Genomic DNA, 17,577 nt, shown 5'->3' on the forward strand with positions numbered 1-17,577 from the left:
TTCGGTTATAAGTGAAAGAATCCCTTCTTAGTTAATACCACGTTCATTCAGTGCTTTAGCATACTTTGCCGCATTCACTTGATGCTCTTCGTAGGTCTTGGCGAAGTTATGTGTACCGCTAAAATCTTCCTTAGCGCACATATAGATATAATCATGGTGAACATAATTAAGGACTGCATCAATAGCTGCCACAGAAGGAATACGAATTGGTCCAGGAGGAAGGCCACGATACTTATACGTATTGTACGGGTTGTCAACCGTCAACCATTTTTGATAGATACGATGAGCCGTAAAGTTCTTTGTTGCAAATTTAATCGTAGGATCTGCTTGTAATGGCATATTAATGTGCAGACGGTTGATATACATTCCTGCAACCTTAGGCATCTCAGCTTCATTATCCGTTTCTTCATCAACAATACTTGCAAGCGTCACAATCTCACTTTCAGTAAAGCCAGCCTGCTTAGCTTTCTCTTTACGTTCAAAGTTCCAAAACTTTTTGTTTTCTTCACTCATCTTATCGAGAAACTTATCGACTGTAGTATTCCAATAGAAGTCATAGGTGTCAGGAATAAACATTGCAGGGATTGTCTCTGGTGTGTATCCATATTTCTTACAAACTTCTTTTGACTTCAAGCGTGATAGAAGTTCTGCACTTGTGAACATCAATTTTTTACTCACATCTGTTGCTAAGTCTTCAATTGTTCTTACTGATCTAATCGTGACCTTCACAGGTGACTGTAAGCCATTGATAATATGTCGTGAAGTTTGAAGAGAACCTGAAGAGCCCACCGTGTATCTACCAGGACGAATCTTGTTGGCATATCCCATAACACCAACAAGTTGCTTAAACACCCAGAAACCTTGAGGGGTTGAGATAGGCTGTAGTTTGGCATATACAGAATCTATATTGTCATTCTCATCAATAAACACATATTTTTCCTTTCCAGTACGAGACATTCCCGAAAAGAAAAGAAAGTAAGCTACACCAGCTAATACAGCAAAAATAGCAATAATAATCCAGCGGGAAGTTGTCCCTTTGTTCTTTCTTTTTGACTTTACCATCGTTATTCCATTATATATCTATGGTGCAAAGTTACAATTTTAAACTACAAAACGAGCAATGACTTGTGATTTTGATTGCTTATTTTTCGAAATTTAATGGAAAAGATAGGCTTTTGTCTGTATTATTATGTACTTTTGTCATGAATAAATAAAAGGATAATGAAAGACTTTGAAACTTATATATTTGATTTAGACGGAACATTGCTCAGTACGTTGAACGACTTAGCAGCCAGTACTAACTATGCTCTTCGTTGGGCAGGTATGCCTGAACGGAGTGTGGAAGAGATACGTATGTTTGTGGGAAATGGTGTTAAATTGCTCATGGAAAGAGCCATCCCTGATGGAATAAATAATCCTAAGTTTGAAGAAACATATGCCAAATTCCGTGAACATTATATGGAACATAACCTTGATACAACCCGTCCATACGATGGTATTCCAGAGTTATTACGTGAATTAAAAGGTCGTGGCAAGAAACTGGCTATTGTAAGTAACAAGTTCTATGCTGCTACACAAGAACTTGCAAAATATTTCTTTCCAGATACCATTGAAATAGCTATCGGCGAACGCGACAATATCAGAAAGAAACCTGCACCTGATACCGTGCTTGAAGCGCTTAAGCAATTGAATGCTTCTAAGGCTGGTGCTGTATATATTGGTGATAGTGATGTTGACATAATGACGGCCAAAAACTGCGAACTACCATGTATCAGTGTGCTTTGGGGATTTCGTGATAAAGAATTCTTGATAAAACATGGTGGTAAGATATTTGTTGATAAGCCTTCCGAAATTCTGAGTGATTAGACATTGGAATATTCTTCTTTGCCATCTATAAGATTGTTAGGTCTTCATAGATGGCAATTTTCTTTTTCTCTGTATATTAAAAGGTCGTGAGATAATAGTACTTTTTAAGTCTATTTATCATAACTACCATTATACTAAAAGTTATAAACACAATAATTGTTCGGATTTAAGCTATACGATGTTTGTAGTAACAAAAGGTGGTATGAGAAATTTAAGCTTAACATGGTCTTTACAATTATAATACTTTATATATGTAAATCAAAGAATACTTCCCCTTTCTTATTAACGTTGGATGATACAGCAAGTGTTTTGAAATAACTTTACATAATTCTAGATAAAAGACGATAAAAACAGCCTAAAACTTCGTAAAAAACCGGATTTGTAACCAACAGGAAATCAGGTGATTATATAGATAGTTCTAAAGGGGCCTTAGTAAGGGGCTCAAAGGGCCTTAGTAAGACCTTAAAAGGGCATCTTTTACAAGCCGATTGGGCGTCTTCTTGAAGCTCATAGAGCATATACTAATTTTATGATGTGTAAAAATACTTTACATTGACAATAGTAAAAACGAAAAAAGATTATTATTAGTAATAACAAAATTGATTAGTAACGAATAAATAATGAGATTTTTATTAGCGTTATCTGATTATTGTTTTACTCAAATCATGCCACCGCGTAATGCGTATAAAGTATTCTATGCAATTAAAGAGGCTCTATAATGAATCGTGTGGGTAATTCGTCATAGAGCCTAAAATATTGTCAGAAAGTATAGCCTCCAACTAAACACAACTCCAAATTGACCTTCGTTTTAATACGTTTAACTCACATTAAATTCCTACCCTTCCATATACAGCAATGGTATTAATCCTCCGCACATGTGGTGCATACCATCCGCACCATTGGTGCTAAGCATCCGCACCACATGTGCTAAGCGTCCGCACCAAACCGGTGGAATATCAATACACAACCCACACGATTCGTTATAGAACCATTAAAGATTACTGAAACGATGAACAGAAATTTAAATGGTAAAGTTATTCATGATGATATGGTTCACCTTTTATAATTGTACAAGCACGATAAAGTTGTTCTGTAAAGATAAGTCTAACCATCTGATGAGAAAATGTCATACGTGACAATGAAATCTTTTCATTGGCTCTAGCATATACATTTGATGAGAAACCATATGGTCCCCCAATGACAAAAACAAGTCGTCGAGATGTATTTTGTTTTTGTTTCATCCAATTAGCATATTCTATTGAACGAAATTCTGAACCATGTTCATCCAACAACACAACCGTATCTGAAGGCTGTATTTCTTTCAAAATCAGTTCACCTTCTTTTTGTTTCTGTTGTTCTTCTGAAAGACTTTTCGTATTTTTTAATTCTGGAATTGTCGTAATACTAAAAGGCATGTAATGCTCGATACGGCTGACGTAATCATCTATACCAACCTTAAAAATCTTATTCTGCGTTTTCCCAACAAGGATAAGAATAGTCTTCATATTATAATTTCTTTATCTCTTCCCACAATCTTTGAACAGGCAATCCCATGACATTAAAGTAGCTTCCATTGATAGATGTTACGCCAACATAACCAATCCATTCTTGAATACCATAGGAACCAGCTTTATCAAAAGGTTTGTAATGTTCAATGTAATAGTCGATTTCATCATCAGAAAGCTGCTTGAACGTCACATCAGTTGTGACAGAAAAAGAACGCTCTTTATTTATAGTCAACAAGCAAACACCCGTTGTTACCTGATGTATCCTCCCACTTATAAGCCTAAGCATACGACGTGCATCGTCAATATCTTTTGGTTTTCCAAGCACCTCATCGCCAACAATCACCACTGTATCAGCCGTAATGACAAGGTCGTCCTCCCCTATCAACGCACGATAGGGAGCTGCCTTTTTACACGCGATGAAGCCAGCTACCTCATTGACAGACAGGTTCTTAGGGTAAGACTCATCAATGTTAGGCAATACCTTTACCTCAAAATCTAAGCCCAAGCCTGCTAAAAGTTCACGTCTTCGTGGTGAATTACTTGCAAGTATAATATGTTTCATTATATAAAATTTTACCAGCCAAAGGCCTTCTCATTCAACACCCATTTCCCTTGCGCCTTCATCACCTGCTCTAGAATATCACGTGCAACACCATGTCCACCCTTACAATCACTGATATAAGTTGATATTTCTTTGATTTCAACACAAGCATCTTTAGGACAACAAGGACAGCCAGCACGTTTCATCACTTCATAATCAGGAATGTCATCACCTACATAGATAATTTCGTCCTCCTTCAAATCGTATTTCTGAAGGAACTCCTCCCAGGTGCGCTTCTTCATTGAACAGCTGATGTAAACATCCTTAACACCGAGATATTCGTAGCGTGAACGAATATTCTCATTATGTCCACCAGTCATAATAGCAAGCTGTAAACCATGTTTAACAGCTAACTGGATAGCATAACCATCTTTGATATTAATCGTACGAAGTGGATCGCCCTTTTCATCCATCTGAATGGTTGAAGCAGACAGTACACCATCAACATCAAAAACAATAGCCTTTATCTTTTTTAAATCGTAGTTTATCATAAATATGAACTTCTAATAAAGAATGTAAACTCTTTTATATTAACTTATTACAATGTTTTGTTTGAGCGTATAGTCAGATTATTTATCTTTTTAATCAAGGGTCTCAATGTGTGGGTTAATACCCTTAGAAAGCATTTGATAAAGCCCCTGTAAATCTTCCCTATCCTCCATCAACTTCAATTGTTGATTCATCACGTTTCTATCGCCACGTACTGCTGGCCCAGTCTGTGCTTCTTTGGGACTAATCTTGTGAATCTTATCGGTTGTCTCATCAATCAGTGGCAACATAACATCAAATGGAATTCCATGCTGAGTAAGTAGATCAGATGCCACGGAATAACAGTAATTTGTGAAATTACAAGCCCAAACAGCAGATAAATGCAGATATTTTCTTTCAGCTGAAGACAGCGTTATCACACGCTTAGAGATTTTATAGGCAAGACGTCTAATTGCATCTTCAGTCTCTATTGAGTTACTTTCGATAAACACGGGTATGTTTTCAAAATTCACATCTTTCGTTTTAGAAAAGGTCTGCATTGGATAAAACACGCCGTAATGTTTTGTCTTTCCTTCGAAACAACTCATTGGCATAGAGCCTGCTGTATGGAGGAAAAGTTTATCTCCCCTACCCTTACAAACTTCAGATATTAATTCACAAAGAACACTATCCTTCACAGAGAAGATATAAATATCAGCCTCATCATGAAGTTTAGCGATATCAGTTAACCATTCCGTATCAAGTAGTTCGCCCAATGATTTTGCCGATGCTTCAGTACGGCTATATACCTGACTGATAATAACACCAACCTTCTTAAGCGACTTGCCTAACTGTGTAGCGAGATTACCAGCCCCAATCAATGTAACTTTCATCATGCCAACAAATTTAATACTTTTAAAGGAAATATGTCCTGAACTCATCGCCTTTTTAATAAAGATTTACTACTTTTGCGCCAACAGATGCACTCAGTCTATTGAAAGTAACTTTATTAAACAGATAAACAAACTTATGAAATTTATTGGAATCATCCCCGCTCGCTATAGTTCTTCACGCTTCCCAGGTAAGCCTTTAGCATTACTTGGAGGAAAAGCCGTAATAGAACATGTTTACAGACAAGTACGTGGTGCAATGGAAGATGTTTTTGTTGCCACAGATGATCAGCGTATCTACTATGCAGTAGAAGCATTCGGGGGTAAGGCTGTGATGACGCGAAGTGATCATAAAAGTGGTACTGACAGAATATGTGAGGCTCTTGACAAGATTGGAGGTGACTATGATGTTGTGATCAACATACAAGGTGATGAGCCTTTCATACAAAAAAGTCAACTTCAGACAGTTATGCAATGTTTCGATGATCCTCGCACACAGATTGCAACACTGGGTAAACCTTTTGAATCGATGCAAGCGGTAGAGAATCCTAATTCGCCTAAAATAGTGCTCGACAAGGATGGCTACGCACTTTATTTCTCTCGTTCGGTTATCCCTTATGTTCGTGGTAAGGAAAGCAATGAATGGCATACACATTTCCCTTTCTTAAAGCACATCGGACTTTATGCTTATCGTACAGAAGTTCTTCGTGAGGTAAGTCATCTTCCACAATCCCCACTTGAATTGGCTGAAAGTCTTGAACAGCTCCGTTGGTTACAGAATGGATATAAGATAAAAGTAGGTCTGACGGATGTTGAAACAATCGGTATTGACACGCCAGAAGATCTTCAACGCGCTGAAGTAAAGTTATCCCACTTGCAAGGATAAACATTAAGAGCATAAATGATATACACAAGATTAAAGCCAAATACATGTATTCAATAATTTCGATTGAATGCTACCGGCATTTTTATGTGTGCTTCCAAGATGGTATTTACACATTAAACCGACTTGTCTAAAGTTTTGGTTTTAATCTTCGAACATAAAAAAAAAGGTTCTCCCGTTAATACTATATACTCTAGAGCATATATATAATTAACGGAAGAACCTTTCTTTATAAGATTTGTCTATGAGTAGGAACCCTACTCATAAACAAATATACTTAGCCTTTATTTTATCAAGCTGATAGAACGCTTAAGGAATTTGTCAAGTGCAGCTCCCTGAAGCATACCATTTTGCAGTAATGCCAAGTCAATGAGCTGATGAACGATGTCATTACCCTTAGCGTATTCTGCAACAATAGCCTTCTTCTTATTCTGAAGTTCAGAAACAGTCTTCTGCGTGTTCTGCATATCGTCTTTCTCCTCCTGCGTCAGTTCCTCAGCCTTCTTCTTGTCCTGGGCCTGATGCAAAGCAGCAAGACGAGCCTCTTGCCCCTTAAGTTCGCTAGCTACTGGCTTCAACTCCTCGGCTGTATTAGCAGTGACATCATCTAGTACCTTCTTAACTAATGGGTGGTCAGCATTAAGAACGAGATTATATGAATCAGGTAACTGTCCATAGAACCCCATACCCTGCTGATACTGACTCATCTCCTTCATACGACGCATATACTCGTTCTGTGTTACAAGAACAGGCTGGAAAGCCTCTCCGAGTGACTGCACATCAATCGTGAAGTCTGCTTTTTCAATATGAGGAATCTGTGAACGGAAAGCCTCTGACAAATTGTCAGTCTCATCAGATGTCAATTTATTTTTAGGAGTATCCTCCTTCTGAATAATACGATCAACGATATCAGAGTCAACACGTACATAGCGTGTTTTCTCCTGCTTCTGTTCAAGCATTGAAAGCAATGGCACATCCAACTGTCCACTTGCGTCAATAACACTATAACCCTTCTGCTTTGCTGCCTCAATATAGCTATATTGTTCCTCTTTGTTATTCGTATAAAGATTAACGAGGAAGCCATCCTTGTCAGTCTGGTTGTCCTTTACGAGTGTCTTATACTCCTCAAAGGTAAAGTACTTTCCATCAGTATCCTTGAAAAGAGCGAAGTCTTTTGCACGCTCATAGAAATCAGAATCTGAGAGCATTCCATAATTAATGAAAAGCTTCAAGTCGTCCCACTTCTCTTCAAACTCTTTACGATTTTCCTTAAAGATACTTTGCAGACGATCAGCTACCTTCTTAGAAATATAGGTTGATATCTTCTTCACGTTAGAATCACTCTGCAAGTAACTACGGCTCACGTTCAGAGGAATATCTGGAGAGTCTATGACACCATGAAGCAAAGTAAGGAACTCTGGTACAATCCCCTCAACCTGATCGGTCACGAATACCTGGTTGCAATAGAGTTGAATCTTATTACGCTGTAGTTCGATGTTGTTCTTCACACGTGGGAAATAGAGAATACCCGTGAGGTTGAATGGATAATCAACATTTAGATGAATCCAGAATAATGGTTCCTCATTCATTGGGAAGAGTGTACGATAGAAGCTCTTGTAATCCTCACCTTTCAATGTAGATGGTGCCTTAACCCACAATGGATCAATACTATTGATTACATTATCTTCATCTGTATCGACCATCTTGCCGTCTTTCCACTCTGTCTTCTTACCAAAGACGATAGGAACAGCCATGAACTTACAATACTTATTCAGCAGCTCTTCAATCTTTGATTTCTGAAGGAACTCCTTGCAGTCATCATCGATATAAAGAACGATATCACTACCGCGTTTTGTCTTGTCAGTATCTTCAAGCGTATATTCTGGGCTACCATCACAGCTCCATTTCACGGCCTGGCTACCTTCTTTGTAACTCTTTGTTATAATCTCAACTTTCTTGGCTACCATAAAGGCAGAATAGAAACCAAGACCGAAGTGACCAATAATAGCTTCAGCTTTGTCTTGATACTTCTCGAGGAAGTCGTTGACACCAGAGAATGCAATCTGGTTGATATACTTCTCTATCTCCTCAGCAGTCATACCAATACCATGGTCGCTGATAGTCAATGTCCCTGCTTTCTCATCCAAGTTAACACGGACACTTAAATCGCCTAACTCGCCTTTAAACTCGCCTATTACAGAAAGCGTTTTCAGTTTCTGCGTTGCATCAACTGCGTTTGATACCATTTCACGCAAGAAGATGTCATGATCAGAATATAAGAACTTTTTGATAACGGGGAAAATGTTCTCTGTTGTAACCCCAATATTTCCTTTTTGCATAGCAATATAATTTGTTTATACTTTTATTTTTGCAGGGTATATAACAAACTCCGTGCCATGATAAGTAAACACAAGTAACTTTTCAACTACGAAGTAATAGAATTAAAAACGCCATCCTATTCAAAAGAACAAGATGGCGTTTAATTAGCTTATGGATATTGTTTGTTACTTGATGTTTTTAAGAATAGCAAGCAGATGATCCCATACCATTTGAACTGTTGGAATGAGAAGACATTCGTCAGGTGTGTGAACATAACGAAGTGTTGGGCCGAAACTAATCATATCTAAATGTGGATACTTCTCAGAGAAAAGACCGCACTCAAGACCAGCATGGATACCAAGAACGAGTGGTTCCTTGCCGAAGATCTTCTTATACTCCTCAACTGCTACATGTACTAACTCTGAATTTGGATTCATCTTCCATGCAGGATAGCTGTCATCAACAACAATCTCAGCACCAGCCAACTCGAAACATGCACGAACAGTATTGGTCATGTTTTCTAAGTTACTCATTACGTTTGAACGCTGTGAAGAGACAACTGTTAACTTATTCTCCTCTGTCTGTATGCTTGCAACATTACTTGAAGTTTCAACCATATAAGCCAAGGCTTCATCCTGGCAGTTGGTCAATGGACCATTGTCGAGTGCCTGCAAAGCAAGGATAACGTTATGTGAAATCTGTTTTGGCATAACAGGTGCAGCATCTGCACTCTCAAGATTCCATACCATAGCTGTGTCAGTAACATGGAACTCGTCTGCAACCTCTGTGCTAAAGATATTCCAATCTGCCTTAACGGTCTCTTTATTAGCTGAAGGAACGGCGAAGAGTACCTTACCATCACGTGGGATAGCGTTGTGCATCTTACCTGAATTCCAGTAGCTTAAACGAAGGTCCATCTTTGCCTGTTCAACATAGAGGAAGCGTGCAAGGAGTTTGATAGCATTGGCACGCTTCTTATTGATGTCATCACCAGAGTGACCACCAACAAGACCCTTCATACTTGCTTCCATAAAGAAATAGCCTTCTGGTGCATTCTCACGCTCAAAGTTGAATACTGCTGTCGTACTATTACCACCTGCACAACTTACAAAGATTTGACCTTCATCTTCTGAATCGAGGTTGATAAGATAGTTTCCTGTCATGAAACCAGCTTCGAGACCGAAAGCACCTGTCAAGCCAGTCTCTTCATCACGTGTAAAGAGGCATTCGATTGGTCCGTGCTCAATGTCATTAGAATCGAGGATAGCCAACTCATAAGCCATACCGATACCATCATCGGCACCGAGTGTTGTACCCTTTGCATGAAGCCATTCACCATCAATATAGGTCTGAATAGCATCCTTATTAAAATCAAAATCTATATCAACAAGTTTGTCACATACCATGTCCATGTGACTCTGAAGAACAACCGTTGGCACATTCTCCATGCCCTTAGTAGCAGGTTTAGAAATTAGGACATTGCCAACCTTATCAACCTTTACATCAAGGTTGCGCTCTTTAGCAAACTCCTGTAAATAACTAATCATCTGCTCTTCATGCTTAGATGGGCGTGGTATTTGATTGATTTTAGCGAACTGCTCAAAGACACAAGCAGGTTTTAATTCTACATTTGCCATTTTTAATAATATTTTTTTTTGTAATGTTGCCGTTTTATATTACCTTTGCGGTCAATATAAATGCAAAGATATAGAAAATGTTTGTAACTTTATTGTTAACATTGTTAATAATTGCTATAGCCATGTTGCTCCTCGGAGTGCGTGTGTTATTCAAGAAAGGCGGAGAATTCCAGTCGCAACATATATCGGATAATGCTTATCTCAAAGAGAAAGGAATCCATTGTGTTATCGAGCAGGACAAAGAAGCCCGAATGTCAAATAAAGCTTATTAGAAAGAGTAATTAATTAAATCAGAATAGAAATGAAGAAATCATTTAGCAGAATGGCAGTGCTTTCAATGGTAGCATTTGCTTTTGTTGCATGTAACAATCAGCCAGCGAAGAATGATACAACAGCAAACAAGGCTGAAACATCTACAGCTGCTCCAACTACAAGTAGTCAGAAAGTTGCTTATGTAGAAATCGACTCAATCATGAGTCAATATACGTATTGGAAGGACGTTACTAAGCTCATAAAGGCTAAGGAAGCTAATATTCAGCGTACACTTGCTGGCAAGCAGAAGGCTATTCAGGCTGCTGCTGCAAACTTCCAGCAGAATGTTCAAGCTAACAAATACACACAGGCACAGGCACAACAGATTCAGGCAAGCATTCAGAAACAAGCACAGGATGCTGAAGTTTTACAGCAGCGCCTTGGTGCAGAATATCAGAACGAGGTTGCTAAGTATAATAAGGCTCTTTCTGATAGCGTACATAACTACCTGAAAGAATATAATAAGGATAAGAAGTACAGTATCATTCTTGCTAAGAGTGGTGACAACATCCTTTATGCTGATCCAGCATATAACATCACCGATGATGTTGTAAAGGGTATGAATCAGGCTTACAAGGGTATGAAGAAGTAATTCGTGAAACAATAGTTACTTATCAAATAAACAAAATAAAACCAGTCGTAATATACGGCTGGTTTTATTTTTATAGGATATTTACATTAATAGTGATATTCATTCAATCAATCATAATATAATTCCATTTGAAAGACACATATCCCTTAATTATGTTTTTTTGTATCTTTACTGAAGTGTATCATAATTTTAATTAGTCTAAAACCTCACCTTTTAAAAATATGAGAATCATCCGCACATGTGGTGCGGACGCCCAACACTAATGGTGCGGACGCCCAACACAAGTGGTGCGGAGGGTAAACACAAATGCTGTTGAATATTTATGGAATTACAACTCATAATCTTATTAGAATTCGAATAGAACAAGACGAAAAGAAGTTATGACCAAGTGGCTCCTGCTCCTATAGATTTTTTACATGAACGAATACCATCGTTATGCTTTATCGGATTGCACTAATTAATTAGCAGAACTCTTATCCTGCTCCCAAAAAATACCTTTTGAATGTGCCGGCTTAGTAGAAATGAACGTTATCGTCTTTAAATCATTAGCAAAACTCCGTAGGGCTATGTTATATGCGCTTCCACCATTCGATAAAGCCAATTATTTGCAATCGGTTTTCGTTTATGATATATCGTTCTTTCTTTAACATTTCTATAATAGTTTTCAAAATCTATTCTTGGTTAAGACCAATTGTACTGGCTGATAACGTAATTTTTAATTTAATGAATCTAATCTGTGCATATATTTTTTGCAAAAGTCTTTATAACATTTGAGATATGCATTTATTTTCATTAAAATCAATTACATGTATTTTGATTCTATTTTATATTCATGACGGATGTAAACCCAAATTTCGGAACTTACATCTTACGATTAATGTATTTTTTATAGAATAAAGGAAAAAGACAACGAAAAATTTTGAGGTATGAAAATAAAGTACTATCTTTGCACTCGCATTTGAGATAATGCTTGGTAATTCGGTTATAGGTCATCTTGGAAGGATGGGTGAGTGGCTGAAACCAGCAGTTTGCTAAACTGCCGTGCGCATTCGCGTACCGGGGGTTCGAATCCCCCTCCTTCCGCTTTATCTCATTCCCTCAAATGTATTTTGGTCGATTCATCTAACGGTTAGGATACAAGATTCTCAATCTTGGCATAGGGGTTCGATTCCCCTATCGACTACAAAACAAACTCTTAATGGGAAAAACATTCTGGTCGATTCATCTAACGGTTAGGATACAAGATTCTCAATCTTGGCATAGGGGTTCGATTCCCCTATCGACTACAAAAAAAGTTCAGCTTTATAGCTGAACTTTTATCGTTTTATAGAATCTCGTACTATACCTTTTTCATTTTTAATGTTGGGTGATAATGTTTACTAGGCTCGCAGGGAAATTCAGGGGAAAATAGGGGCAAGGAGTATAAAATGAGATTGGGTGAAGGATGTTAGGTGGTAACAGTAATTTGCATGCTACAGTTCTGTAGCTCTTATTGTCATCGACACCTCTATGATGAGCGTTTAACTCAGTACATTCCTTTCTCTATGTTTCAAGTGATAGAGTAAACTTACTTTCATCACTTGATATCATGGAGGAGATGAAGTCTATAACATCATCAGCCGATTTCGTTTTTCCGGATAACGTCATAAACTTAATTTGCTGTCACTCCTGTCATTTATAGTAGGTGCTTAACTGATTATATTACAGAAAGATACAGGAAATGTTAAAAGTGACAGCAAATTGAAATAAAACTTTTTGTTGTTTTATGTAGTAATCTTTCTTCTTTGGGAATACTTATTATTTCAAAATTTTCGAGGGGCTTTCATCATTAGCTTTTTGTGTGTCTATTTCCCAAACTTTTTCCAACTAAGACCTCTTCAGTTGGAAAAAGTTGGGATTTCTACCCCACGCTTATTTCAAACAAAATCACATACCATAGTAATTAACCTACGGCAAAGATTCTTGGATGCGAAAGAACATTCCTAAGTTTAAAGCGTCTGATACTCACGAGAGTAACGAAGCATCTGTTCTGTATAAGTTTCCGAGTAATCAACATTAATATCAATCAACTCGCCTTGTTTGTTATATACGGGGGTAAGCACAGGGTTAATAAACCCTTTATAAGGCGCTATATTCAATCGTTCGTATCTACGGAGAACCTCTGTGTGAAGAGTAGGATCAAGATTGATAGCATATTTCTCAACTAACATTCGTGCAGCCTCAAAGTCACCTTCGCTCTTGATACGCTGTATCTCAGCAAGTTGTTTAGCAAAGATATGACGTAAGGCAACATAATCATTGATACGAACGAAAGTTTTTGATTCATTGTTCGCTTTGTCTTCGCAAGAAATAAGTTCTACAACATTATTATCCTTACCTAACTCCATTGCCCATTGTGCGATAAGTGCACGATTCTGCATATGTGATTCTTCTATTTGCTTTCCAGGTTTAATACGAACCTGCTGAGTCAGCAAACCGTTCATCATATAGCCATAATATTGTGCTTTATAGGCCTCATTACTATCCAAAAGTCCTAAATCTAAAAGCTTTTGGTCGGCTATATAGTATAAGCCAAAGAGGTCAGCACGTGCCTCTTCTATCGTATTACCATAGTTTTTCAGTGCATCAGGATCTGTTCCTGGCAATAATCGTCCACTACCATGGCCTAAACATTCGTGCAAGTCTGTATGTAGATTATCCGTTTTGTCAGCATACAAATCCATCAACTTACGCATGTCAGAATCAATGACAAACTCCTCACGAAACCCATTACCCCTGGCTGCCATATCATAGGCATGAGTAAGATTAGATATTGTTACACTCTTTGAACCATATTCAGCACGAATCCAATCAGCATTTGGTAAATTAATTCCAATAGCTGAAGATGGATATTCATCACCGCCTAACATTGCTGCACAAATAACATTAGCGGTAACACCTTTCACAACCTTTTTGCGAAAAATAGGATTAACAGGAGAATGATCTTCAAACCATTGTGCGTTATCAGATATTGCCTGTGTACGATGAGTGGCTTCAAGATCCTTATATTCAACTATGCCTTCCCAAGAACCTTTCAATCCCATTGGGTCACCATAGACTTCAATAAAACCATTAATGAAATCTATTCTACCTTCTTGTTCACGTAACCACTCAATAGAATAAACATCAAAATCATGTAAATCACCTGTTTCATAATAGCGAATAAGCAGGTTAATTACTTTGAGTTGCTGTTCGTTTTCTACATAGTCTTTTGCTCGCATTAACCAGTATATAATCTTTGTAATCGCAGAACCATATTTGCCATCTACTTTCCATACATCTTCACGAATGGACTTTCCTTCTTTGACAAGAGTTGAATTCAAACCATAAGATGGTGCTTCGTCTTTTGGTCCTTCTTTCTTCAATCTTGCATAGAATTCTTCAACGTCATTCTGAGATACTCCATCGTAATAATTACATGCAGAAGAGCGAACAATATCTTTTCCATCAGCCTTATCTACTCTCTTTGGCAGAATAGTTGGATCAAAGATTACAGGACAAAGTTCGTTGAGTAAAGAAGAAACTGTCTCCCCTTCTCTTAGAGGAAGATACTTAGAATCAATCGATAAGACCTCTTTATTAAAGAAATCTTCAGTGAATGAAGGTGAAAACTTATCACAAGCATAGTGATGATAAATACCATTAGCAAACCAAACGTGCTTCAGATATTCTTCTAAAGCACGAAAGTTGTTATCTTCCCGATCACCTTTATAGTTCAAATAGACAGCCTCTAACATCTTTCTTATTCGGAGGTTATACTTACCAAATTGGTCAAATGTGATATCACGACCAAACAAAGTAGCCTCTGACAGACAATAAATTAGTTGCTTTTGCCGAGTTGTTAATGCTTCGAAACCAGAAAGCTGATAACGAAGCATTTGAATATCAGCGAACCGTTCATCCTGAAAATTAAATTTTTCTTCTCCTTTTGATTCTATCATATTTTACTCATTTCTTAAGTGGTTTTTTCAAACGCACTTCTTCTGAAGAGGGTTGCGCCATGTGACGCATTCTATAATCACGTGGTGTGACACCATTTAATTTATAGAAAGAAGCATAGAAAGACTGCCTATTGGAGAAGCCCACCATATCACTGATATCTTCCATATTCAGTTCTTGATAACGCTTATCAACCAAAAGTGCCATTGCCTCCTCTATTCGGAATTTATTGACAAATGATGTGTAGTTCATGTGGAATCGCACATTAACTACAGCTGAGATGTAGCGCGTATTTGTTCCTAAGTCCTCAGCAAGTTGCTTAGCAGAGTAATTCTTGTCTTTGTAACGTTGCTGAATTAGAATGATATTAAGGATCTTTTCCTTTAATTCATCCATTAATTGCGGACTGACCAGACTACGATAGGCGGCTACCTTCTCTTTTTTTTCAGTTAAATTGTACTTAGCCATAATCCGTGTATTTTTAGTTACCTATTTTGTTATTACACTGCAAATATAACATAATTAATTAAGAATGTCAAGTTTATGGCAACTTTTTTAATATCTATTAGTTATTAAAATTCATAAATATTTTATTACAATCCAGTAGATACATGTACGAAATGTTTACAACCAACTTCTTAACATCTTTTTATACAAAGCGTTTCCGATTTTTATAATCTAAACTCTTCTTTACATTGAATCGTCCCCATTTATTATAAATCACGCTTACTTATATTTATTATTTTTTAACTTTTATCCGTCACAAATGTTACCAATGTGGCTTTTTTTTATCTATAATTTTGCACCACATAAAACATTATAGGAATATTAAATAGAACTAAGAAAGATGACAGAAAACAAGATGTTTTGTTTCCAATGTCAGGAAACAGCAAAGGGTACTGGATGCACAATCCAAGGTGTCTGCGGTAAAAAAGCAGAAACTAGTCGCTGGCAAGATTTGTTACTCGCAGTAACAAGAGGTGTTGCAACAATTTCAGATTCACTTCGTAATGCTGGTGTAAAAACAAGTCAAGAGGTTGGTGATTATATCGTTGATGCACTTTTCGCAACGATCACCAATGCTAACTTTGACGATCAGGCTATATTAAATAAGGTGGACAATGGTCTCCGCATTAAGCGTGAGTTGATTGAACTTGCTAAGAAGAACAATGTAGAATTGCCTAACTATCAGGAAGTAACTTGGGGTGGTGAGAAAGCTGACTACGAGGCAGAAGGTAATCGTGAAGGAGTTCTCCGCACAGAGAATGAAGATCTCCGCTCATTGAAGGAGTTAACAATATTGGGCTTGAAAGGTATGGCTGCTTACTACGAGCATGCATCACGCCTTAATGAGCGTAACGAAGAAATTATTGCCTTCATCGAAAAAGCACTTGCTATTGTTTCCAACCCAGAAGCTGACATGGACACACTTTTGGCAACAGTAATGGAAACAGGTAAATTCGGTGTAGATGCAATGGCATTACTCGACAAGGCAAACACACAGGCTTATGGTAATCCAGAACTTACCAAGGTAAATATAGGTACGGGTAGCCGTCCTGGTATTCTTATCTCAGGTCACGACTTAAAGGATATTGAGCAACTTCTTGAGCAGACTGAGGGTACTGGAGTAGATGTTTACACTCATGGTGAGATGCTTCCTGCACACTATTACCCACAGTTGAAGAAATACAAACATCTTGTTGGAAACTATGGTAACGCATGGTGGAAGCAGAAGGAAGAGTTTGAAACATTCAATGGACCAATCGTCTTCACAACTAACTGTATTGTTCCTCCTTCACCAAAGGCAAGTTACAAGGATCGTGTGTTCACAACAAACGCAACTGGTTTCCCAGGCTGGAAGCATATTGTAGCTGATGAGAATGGTCGCAAAGATTTCTCTCAAGTTATTGAGATTGCTAAGACTTGTAAGGCACCAACAGCTATCGAGCAGGGTGAGATTATCGGTGGTTTTGCACATGCACAGGTATTCGCTTTGGCTGATCAGGTTATTGAGGCTGTTAAGAGTGGAGCTATCCGTAAGTTTGTTGTAATGAGTGGTTGCGATGGTCGTATGAAGAGCCGTGACTATTACACAGAGTTTGCTGCTAAGTTACCAAAAGATACCGTTATTTTGACTAGTGGTTGTGCTAAGTTTAAATATAACAAGTTAAACCTTGGTGACATTAATGGCATTCCACGTGTATTGGATGCAGGACAATGTAACGACTCTTATTCATGGGCTGTTGTAGCATTGAAGTTGAAAGAAATCTTTGGTGCTAATGATATCAATGACCTTCCTATTGAGTTTAACATTGCATGGTATGAGCAGAAGGCAGTTATTGTTCTGTTAGCCCTACTCTACCTTGGTATTAAGAATATCCACATTGGACCAACATTACCAGCTTTCGTTTCACCAAACGTTCTAAACGTATTGGTAGAGAACTTCGGTCTTGGTGGTATTACAACTGTTGAAGAAGATCTCAAAAACATGGTTGGATAAATTAATCACAAATTTAAAACTAA

The 17,577-nt window shown here is 37.7% G+C and carries 14 protein-coding genes and 3 tRNA genes; 8 read left to right on the forward strand and 9 right to left on the reverse strand.

The genetic code is table 11. The features are described from left to right. Positions 1 to 27: 27 nt before the first annotated feature. Positions 28 to 1,062: an endolytic transglycosylase MltG gene (gene mltG / locus J4856_RS02065; RefSeq protein ID WP_025839287.1), complete on the reverse strand. Its 1,035-nt coding sequence runs from the start codon at positions 1,060 to 1,062 to the stop codon at positions 28 to 30. 159 nt (positions 1,063 to 1,221) lie between these two features. Here mltG and J4856_RS02070 point away from each other — a divergent pair, with 159 nt between their 5' ends. Continuing rightward, positions 1,222 to 1,866: an HAD family hydrolase gene (locus J4856_RS02070; RefSeq protein ID WP_025839285.1), complete on the forward strand. Its 645-nt coding sequence runs from the start codon at positions 1,222 to 1,224 to the stop codon at positions 1,864 to 1,866. A 1,034-nt stretch (positions 1,867 to 2,900) separates the two neighbouring features. Here the strand turns inward: J4856_RS02070 and rlmH are convergent. From rlmH to J4856_RS02090, 4 genes are all read right to left on the reverse strand, one after another. Then, complete coding sequence (gene rlmH, locus J4856_RS02075; RefSeq protein WP_025839283.1) at positions 2,901 to 3,371, reverse strand: 23S rRNA (pseudouridine(1915)-N(3))-methyltransferase RlmH; 471 nt, start codon at positions 3,369 to 3,371, stop codon at positions 2,901 to 2,903. A 1-nt stretch (position 3,372) separates the two neighbouring features. Then, a complete protein-coding gene (locus tag J4856_RS02080) occupies positions 3,373 to 3,936 on the reverse strand; it encodes a Maf-like protein (protein ID WP_025839281.1) in 564 nt (187 codons plus the stop codon). Positions 3,937 to 3,947: 11 nt separating this feature from the next. After that, positions 3,948 to 4,466 (reverse strand): KdsC family phosphatase, encoded by a 519-nt coding sequence (locus J4856_RS02085; RefSeq protein ID WP_025839278.1) that lies wholly within the window; start codon positions 4,464 to 4,466, stop codon positions 3,948 to 3,950. 90 nt (positions 4,467 to 4,556) lie between these two features. Beyond that, the gene (locus tag J4856_RS02090; protein WP_025839276.1) at positions 4,557 to 5,339 is read right to left on the reverse strand and encodes a Rossmann-like and DUF2520 domain-containing protein; all 783 of its coding nucleotides are present in this window, start codon (positions 5,337 to 5,339) and stop codon (positions 4,557 to 4,559) included. Positions 5,340 to 5,472: 133 nt separating this feature from the next. On the opposite strand from J4856_RS02090, the gene kdsB reads away from it, so the two are divergent. Continuing rightward, a complete protein-coding gene (gene kdsB, locus J4856_RS02095) occupies positions 5,473 to 6,219 on the forward strand; it encodes a 3-deoxy-manno-octulosonate cytidylyltransferase (RefSeq protein ID WP_025839275.1) in 747 nt (248 codons plus the stop codon). A 281-nt stretch (positions 6,220 to 6,500) separates the two neighbouring features. Here the strand turns inward: kdsB and htpG are convergent, their stop codons facing one another. Then, entirely contained in the window at positions 6,501 to 8,555 is a 2,055-nt protein-coding gene (gene htpG / locus J4856_RS02100; RefSeq protein ID WP_025839274.1) for a molecular chaperone HtpG, read from the reverse strand. A 165-nt stretch (positions 8,556 to 8,720) separates the two neighbouring features. Next, positions 8,721 to 10,172, reverse strand: coding sequence for an aminoacyl-histidine dipeptidase (locus tag J4856_RS02105; protein WP_025839271.1), 1,452 nt, complete (start codon positions 10,170 to 10,172; stop codon positions 8,721 to 8,723). 77 nt (positions 10,173 to 10,249) lie between these two features. On the opposite strand from J4856_RS02105, the gene J4856_RS13435 reads away from it, so the two are divergent. The 5 genes from J4856_RS13435 (at position 10,250) to J4856_RS02125 (ending at position 12,362) form a co-directional block, all read left to right on the forward strand. After that, positions 10,250 to 10,444, forward strand: a complete 195-nt coding sequence (locus J4856_RS13435) for a hypothetical protein (RefSeq protein ID WP_025839270.1) — start codon at positions 10,250 to 10,252, stop codon at positions 10,442 to 10,444. A gap of 29 nt (positions 10,445 to 10,473) precedes the next feature. Next, positions 10,474 to 11,076 (forward strand): OmpH/Skp family outer membrane protein, encoded by a 603-nt coding sequence (locus J4856_RS02110; protein WP_025839268.1) that lies wholly within the window; start codon positions 10,474 to 10,476, stop codon positions 11,074 to 11,076. A gap of 996 nt (positions 11,077 to 12,072) precedes the next feature. After that, positions 12,073 to 12,159, forward strand: a tRNA-Ser gene (locus J4856_RS02115). Between the two features lie 28 nt (positions 12,160 to 12,187). After that, positions 12,188 to 12,259, forward strand: a tRNA-Glu gene (locus tag J4856_RS02120). A 31-nt stretch (positions 12,260 to 12,290) separates the two neighbouring features. Beyond that, positions 12,291 to 12,362, forward strand: a tRNA-Glu gene (locus J4856_RS02125). A 702-nt stretch (positions 12,363 to 13,064) separates the two neighbouring features. Here J4856_RS02125 and J4856_RS02130 read toward each other — a convergent pair. Further along, entirely contained in the window at positions 13,065 to 15,056 is a 1,992-nt protein-coding gene (locus tag J4856_RS02130; RefSeq protein ID WP_025838610.1) for a dipeptidyl-peptidase 3 family protein, read from the reverse strand. 7 nt (positions 15,057 to 15,063) lie between these two features. Further along, positions 15,064 to 15,522 carry a helix-turn-helix domain-containing protein gene (locus J4856_RS02135; RefSeq protein ID WP_025838609.1) on the reverse strand — a complete coding sequence of 153 codons (459 nt, stop codon included), beginning with the start codon at positions 15,520 to 15,522 and terminating at the stop codon, positions 15,064 to 15,066. A gap of 379 nt (positions 15,523 to 15,901) precedes the next feature. On the opposite strand from J4856_RS02135, the gene hcp reads away from it, so the two are divergent. After that, a complete protein-coding gene (gene hcp, locus J4856_RS02140) occupies positions 15,902 to 17,554 on the forward strand; it encodes a hydroxylamine reductase (protein ID WP_025838607.1) in 1,653 nt (550 codons plus the stop codon). Positions 17,555 to 17,577: the final 23 nt, after the last annotated feature.

Origin of the sequence: Prevotella scopos JCM 17725 (genome assembly GCF_018127785.1) — a bacterium.
In the GTDB taxonomy this organism is placed as follows: Bacteria; Bacteroidota; Bacteroidia; order Bacteroidales; family Bacteroidaceae; genus Prevotella; species Prevotella scopos.

What these genes read in the sequence shown, in the direction of transcription:
- mltG (WP_025839287.1), bottom strand. Translation starts at nt 1,062, where the DNA reads ATGGTAAAGTCAAAAAGAAAGAACAAAGGGACAACTTCCCGCTGGATT.
- J4856_RS02070 (WP_025839285.1), top strand. Translation starts at nt 1,222, where the DNA reads ATGAAAGACTTTGAAACTTATATATTTGATTTAGACGGAACATTGCTC.
- rlmH (WP_025839283.1), bottom strand. Translation starts at nt 3,371, where the DNA reads ATGAAGACTATTCTTATCCTTGTTGGGAAAACGCAGAATAAGATTTTT.
- J4856_RS02080 (WP_025839281.1), bottom strand. Translation starts at nt 3,936, where the DNA reads ATGAAACATATTATACTTGCAAGTAATTCACCACGAAGACGTGAACTT.
- J4856_RS02085 (WP_025839278.1), bottom strand. Translation starts at nt 4,466, where the DNA reads ATGATAAACTACGATTTAAAAAAGATAAAGGCTATTGTTTTTGATGTT.
- J4856_RS02090 (WP_025839276.1), bottom strand. Translation starts at nt 5,339, where the DNA reads ATGATGAAAGTTACATTGATTGGGGCTGGTAATCTCGCTACACAGTTA.
- kdsB (WP_025839275.1), top strand. Translation starts at nt 5,473, where the DNA reads ATGAAATTTATTGGAATCATCCCCGCTCGCTATAGTTCTTCACGCTTC.
- htpG (WP_025839274.1), bottom strand. Translation starts at nt 8,555, where the DNA reads ATGCAAAAAGGAAATATTGGGGTTACAACAGAGAACATTTTCCCCGTT.
- J4856_RS02105 (WP_025839271.1), bottom strand. Translation starts at nt 10,172, where the DNA reads ATGGCAAATGTAGAATTAAAACCTGCTTGTGTCTTTGAGCAGTTCGCT.
- J4856_RS13435 (WP_025839270.1), top strand. Translation starts at nt 10,250, where the DNA reads ATGTTTGTAACTTTATTGTTAACATTGTTAATAATTGCTATAGCCATG.
- J4856_RS02110 (WP_025839268.1), top strand. Translation starts at nt 10,474, where the DNA reads ATGAAGAAATCATTTAGCAGAATGGCAGTGCTTTCAATGGTAGCATTT.
- J4856_RS02130 (WP_025838610.1), bottom strand. Translation starts at nt 15,056, where the DNA reads ATGATAGAATCAAAAGGAGAAGAAAAATTTAATTTTCAGGATGAACGG.
- J4856_RS02135 (WP_025838609.1), bottom strand. Translation starts at nt 15,522, where the DNA reads ATGGCTAAGTACAATTTAACTGAAAAAAAAGAGAAGGTAGCCGCCTAT.
- hcp (WP_025838607.1), top strand. Translation starts at nt 15,902, where the DNA reads ATGACAGAAAACAAGATGTTTTGTTTCCAATGTCAGGAAACAGCAAAG.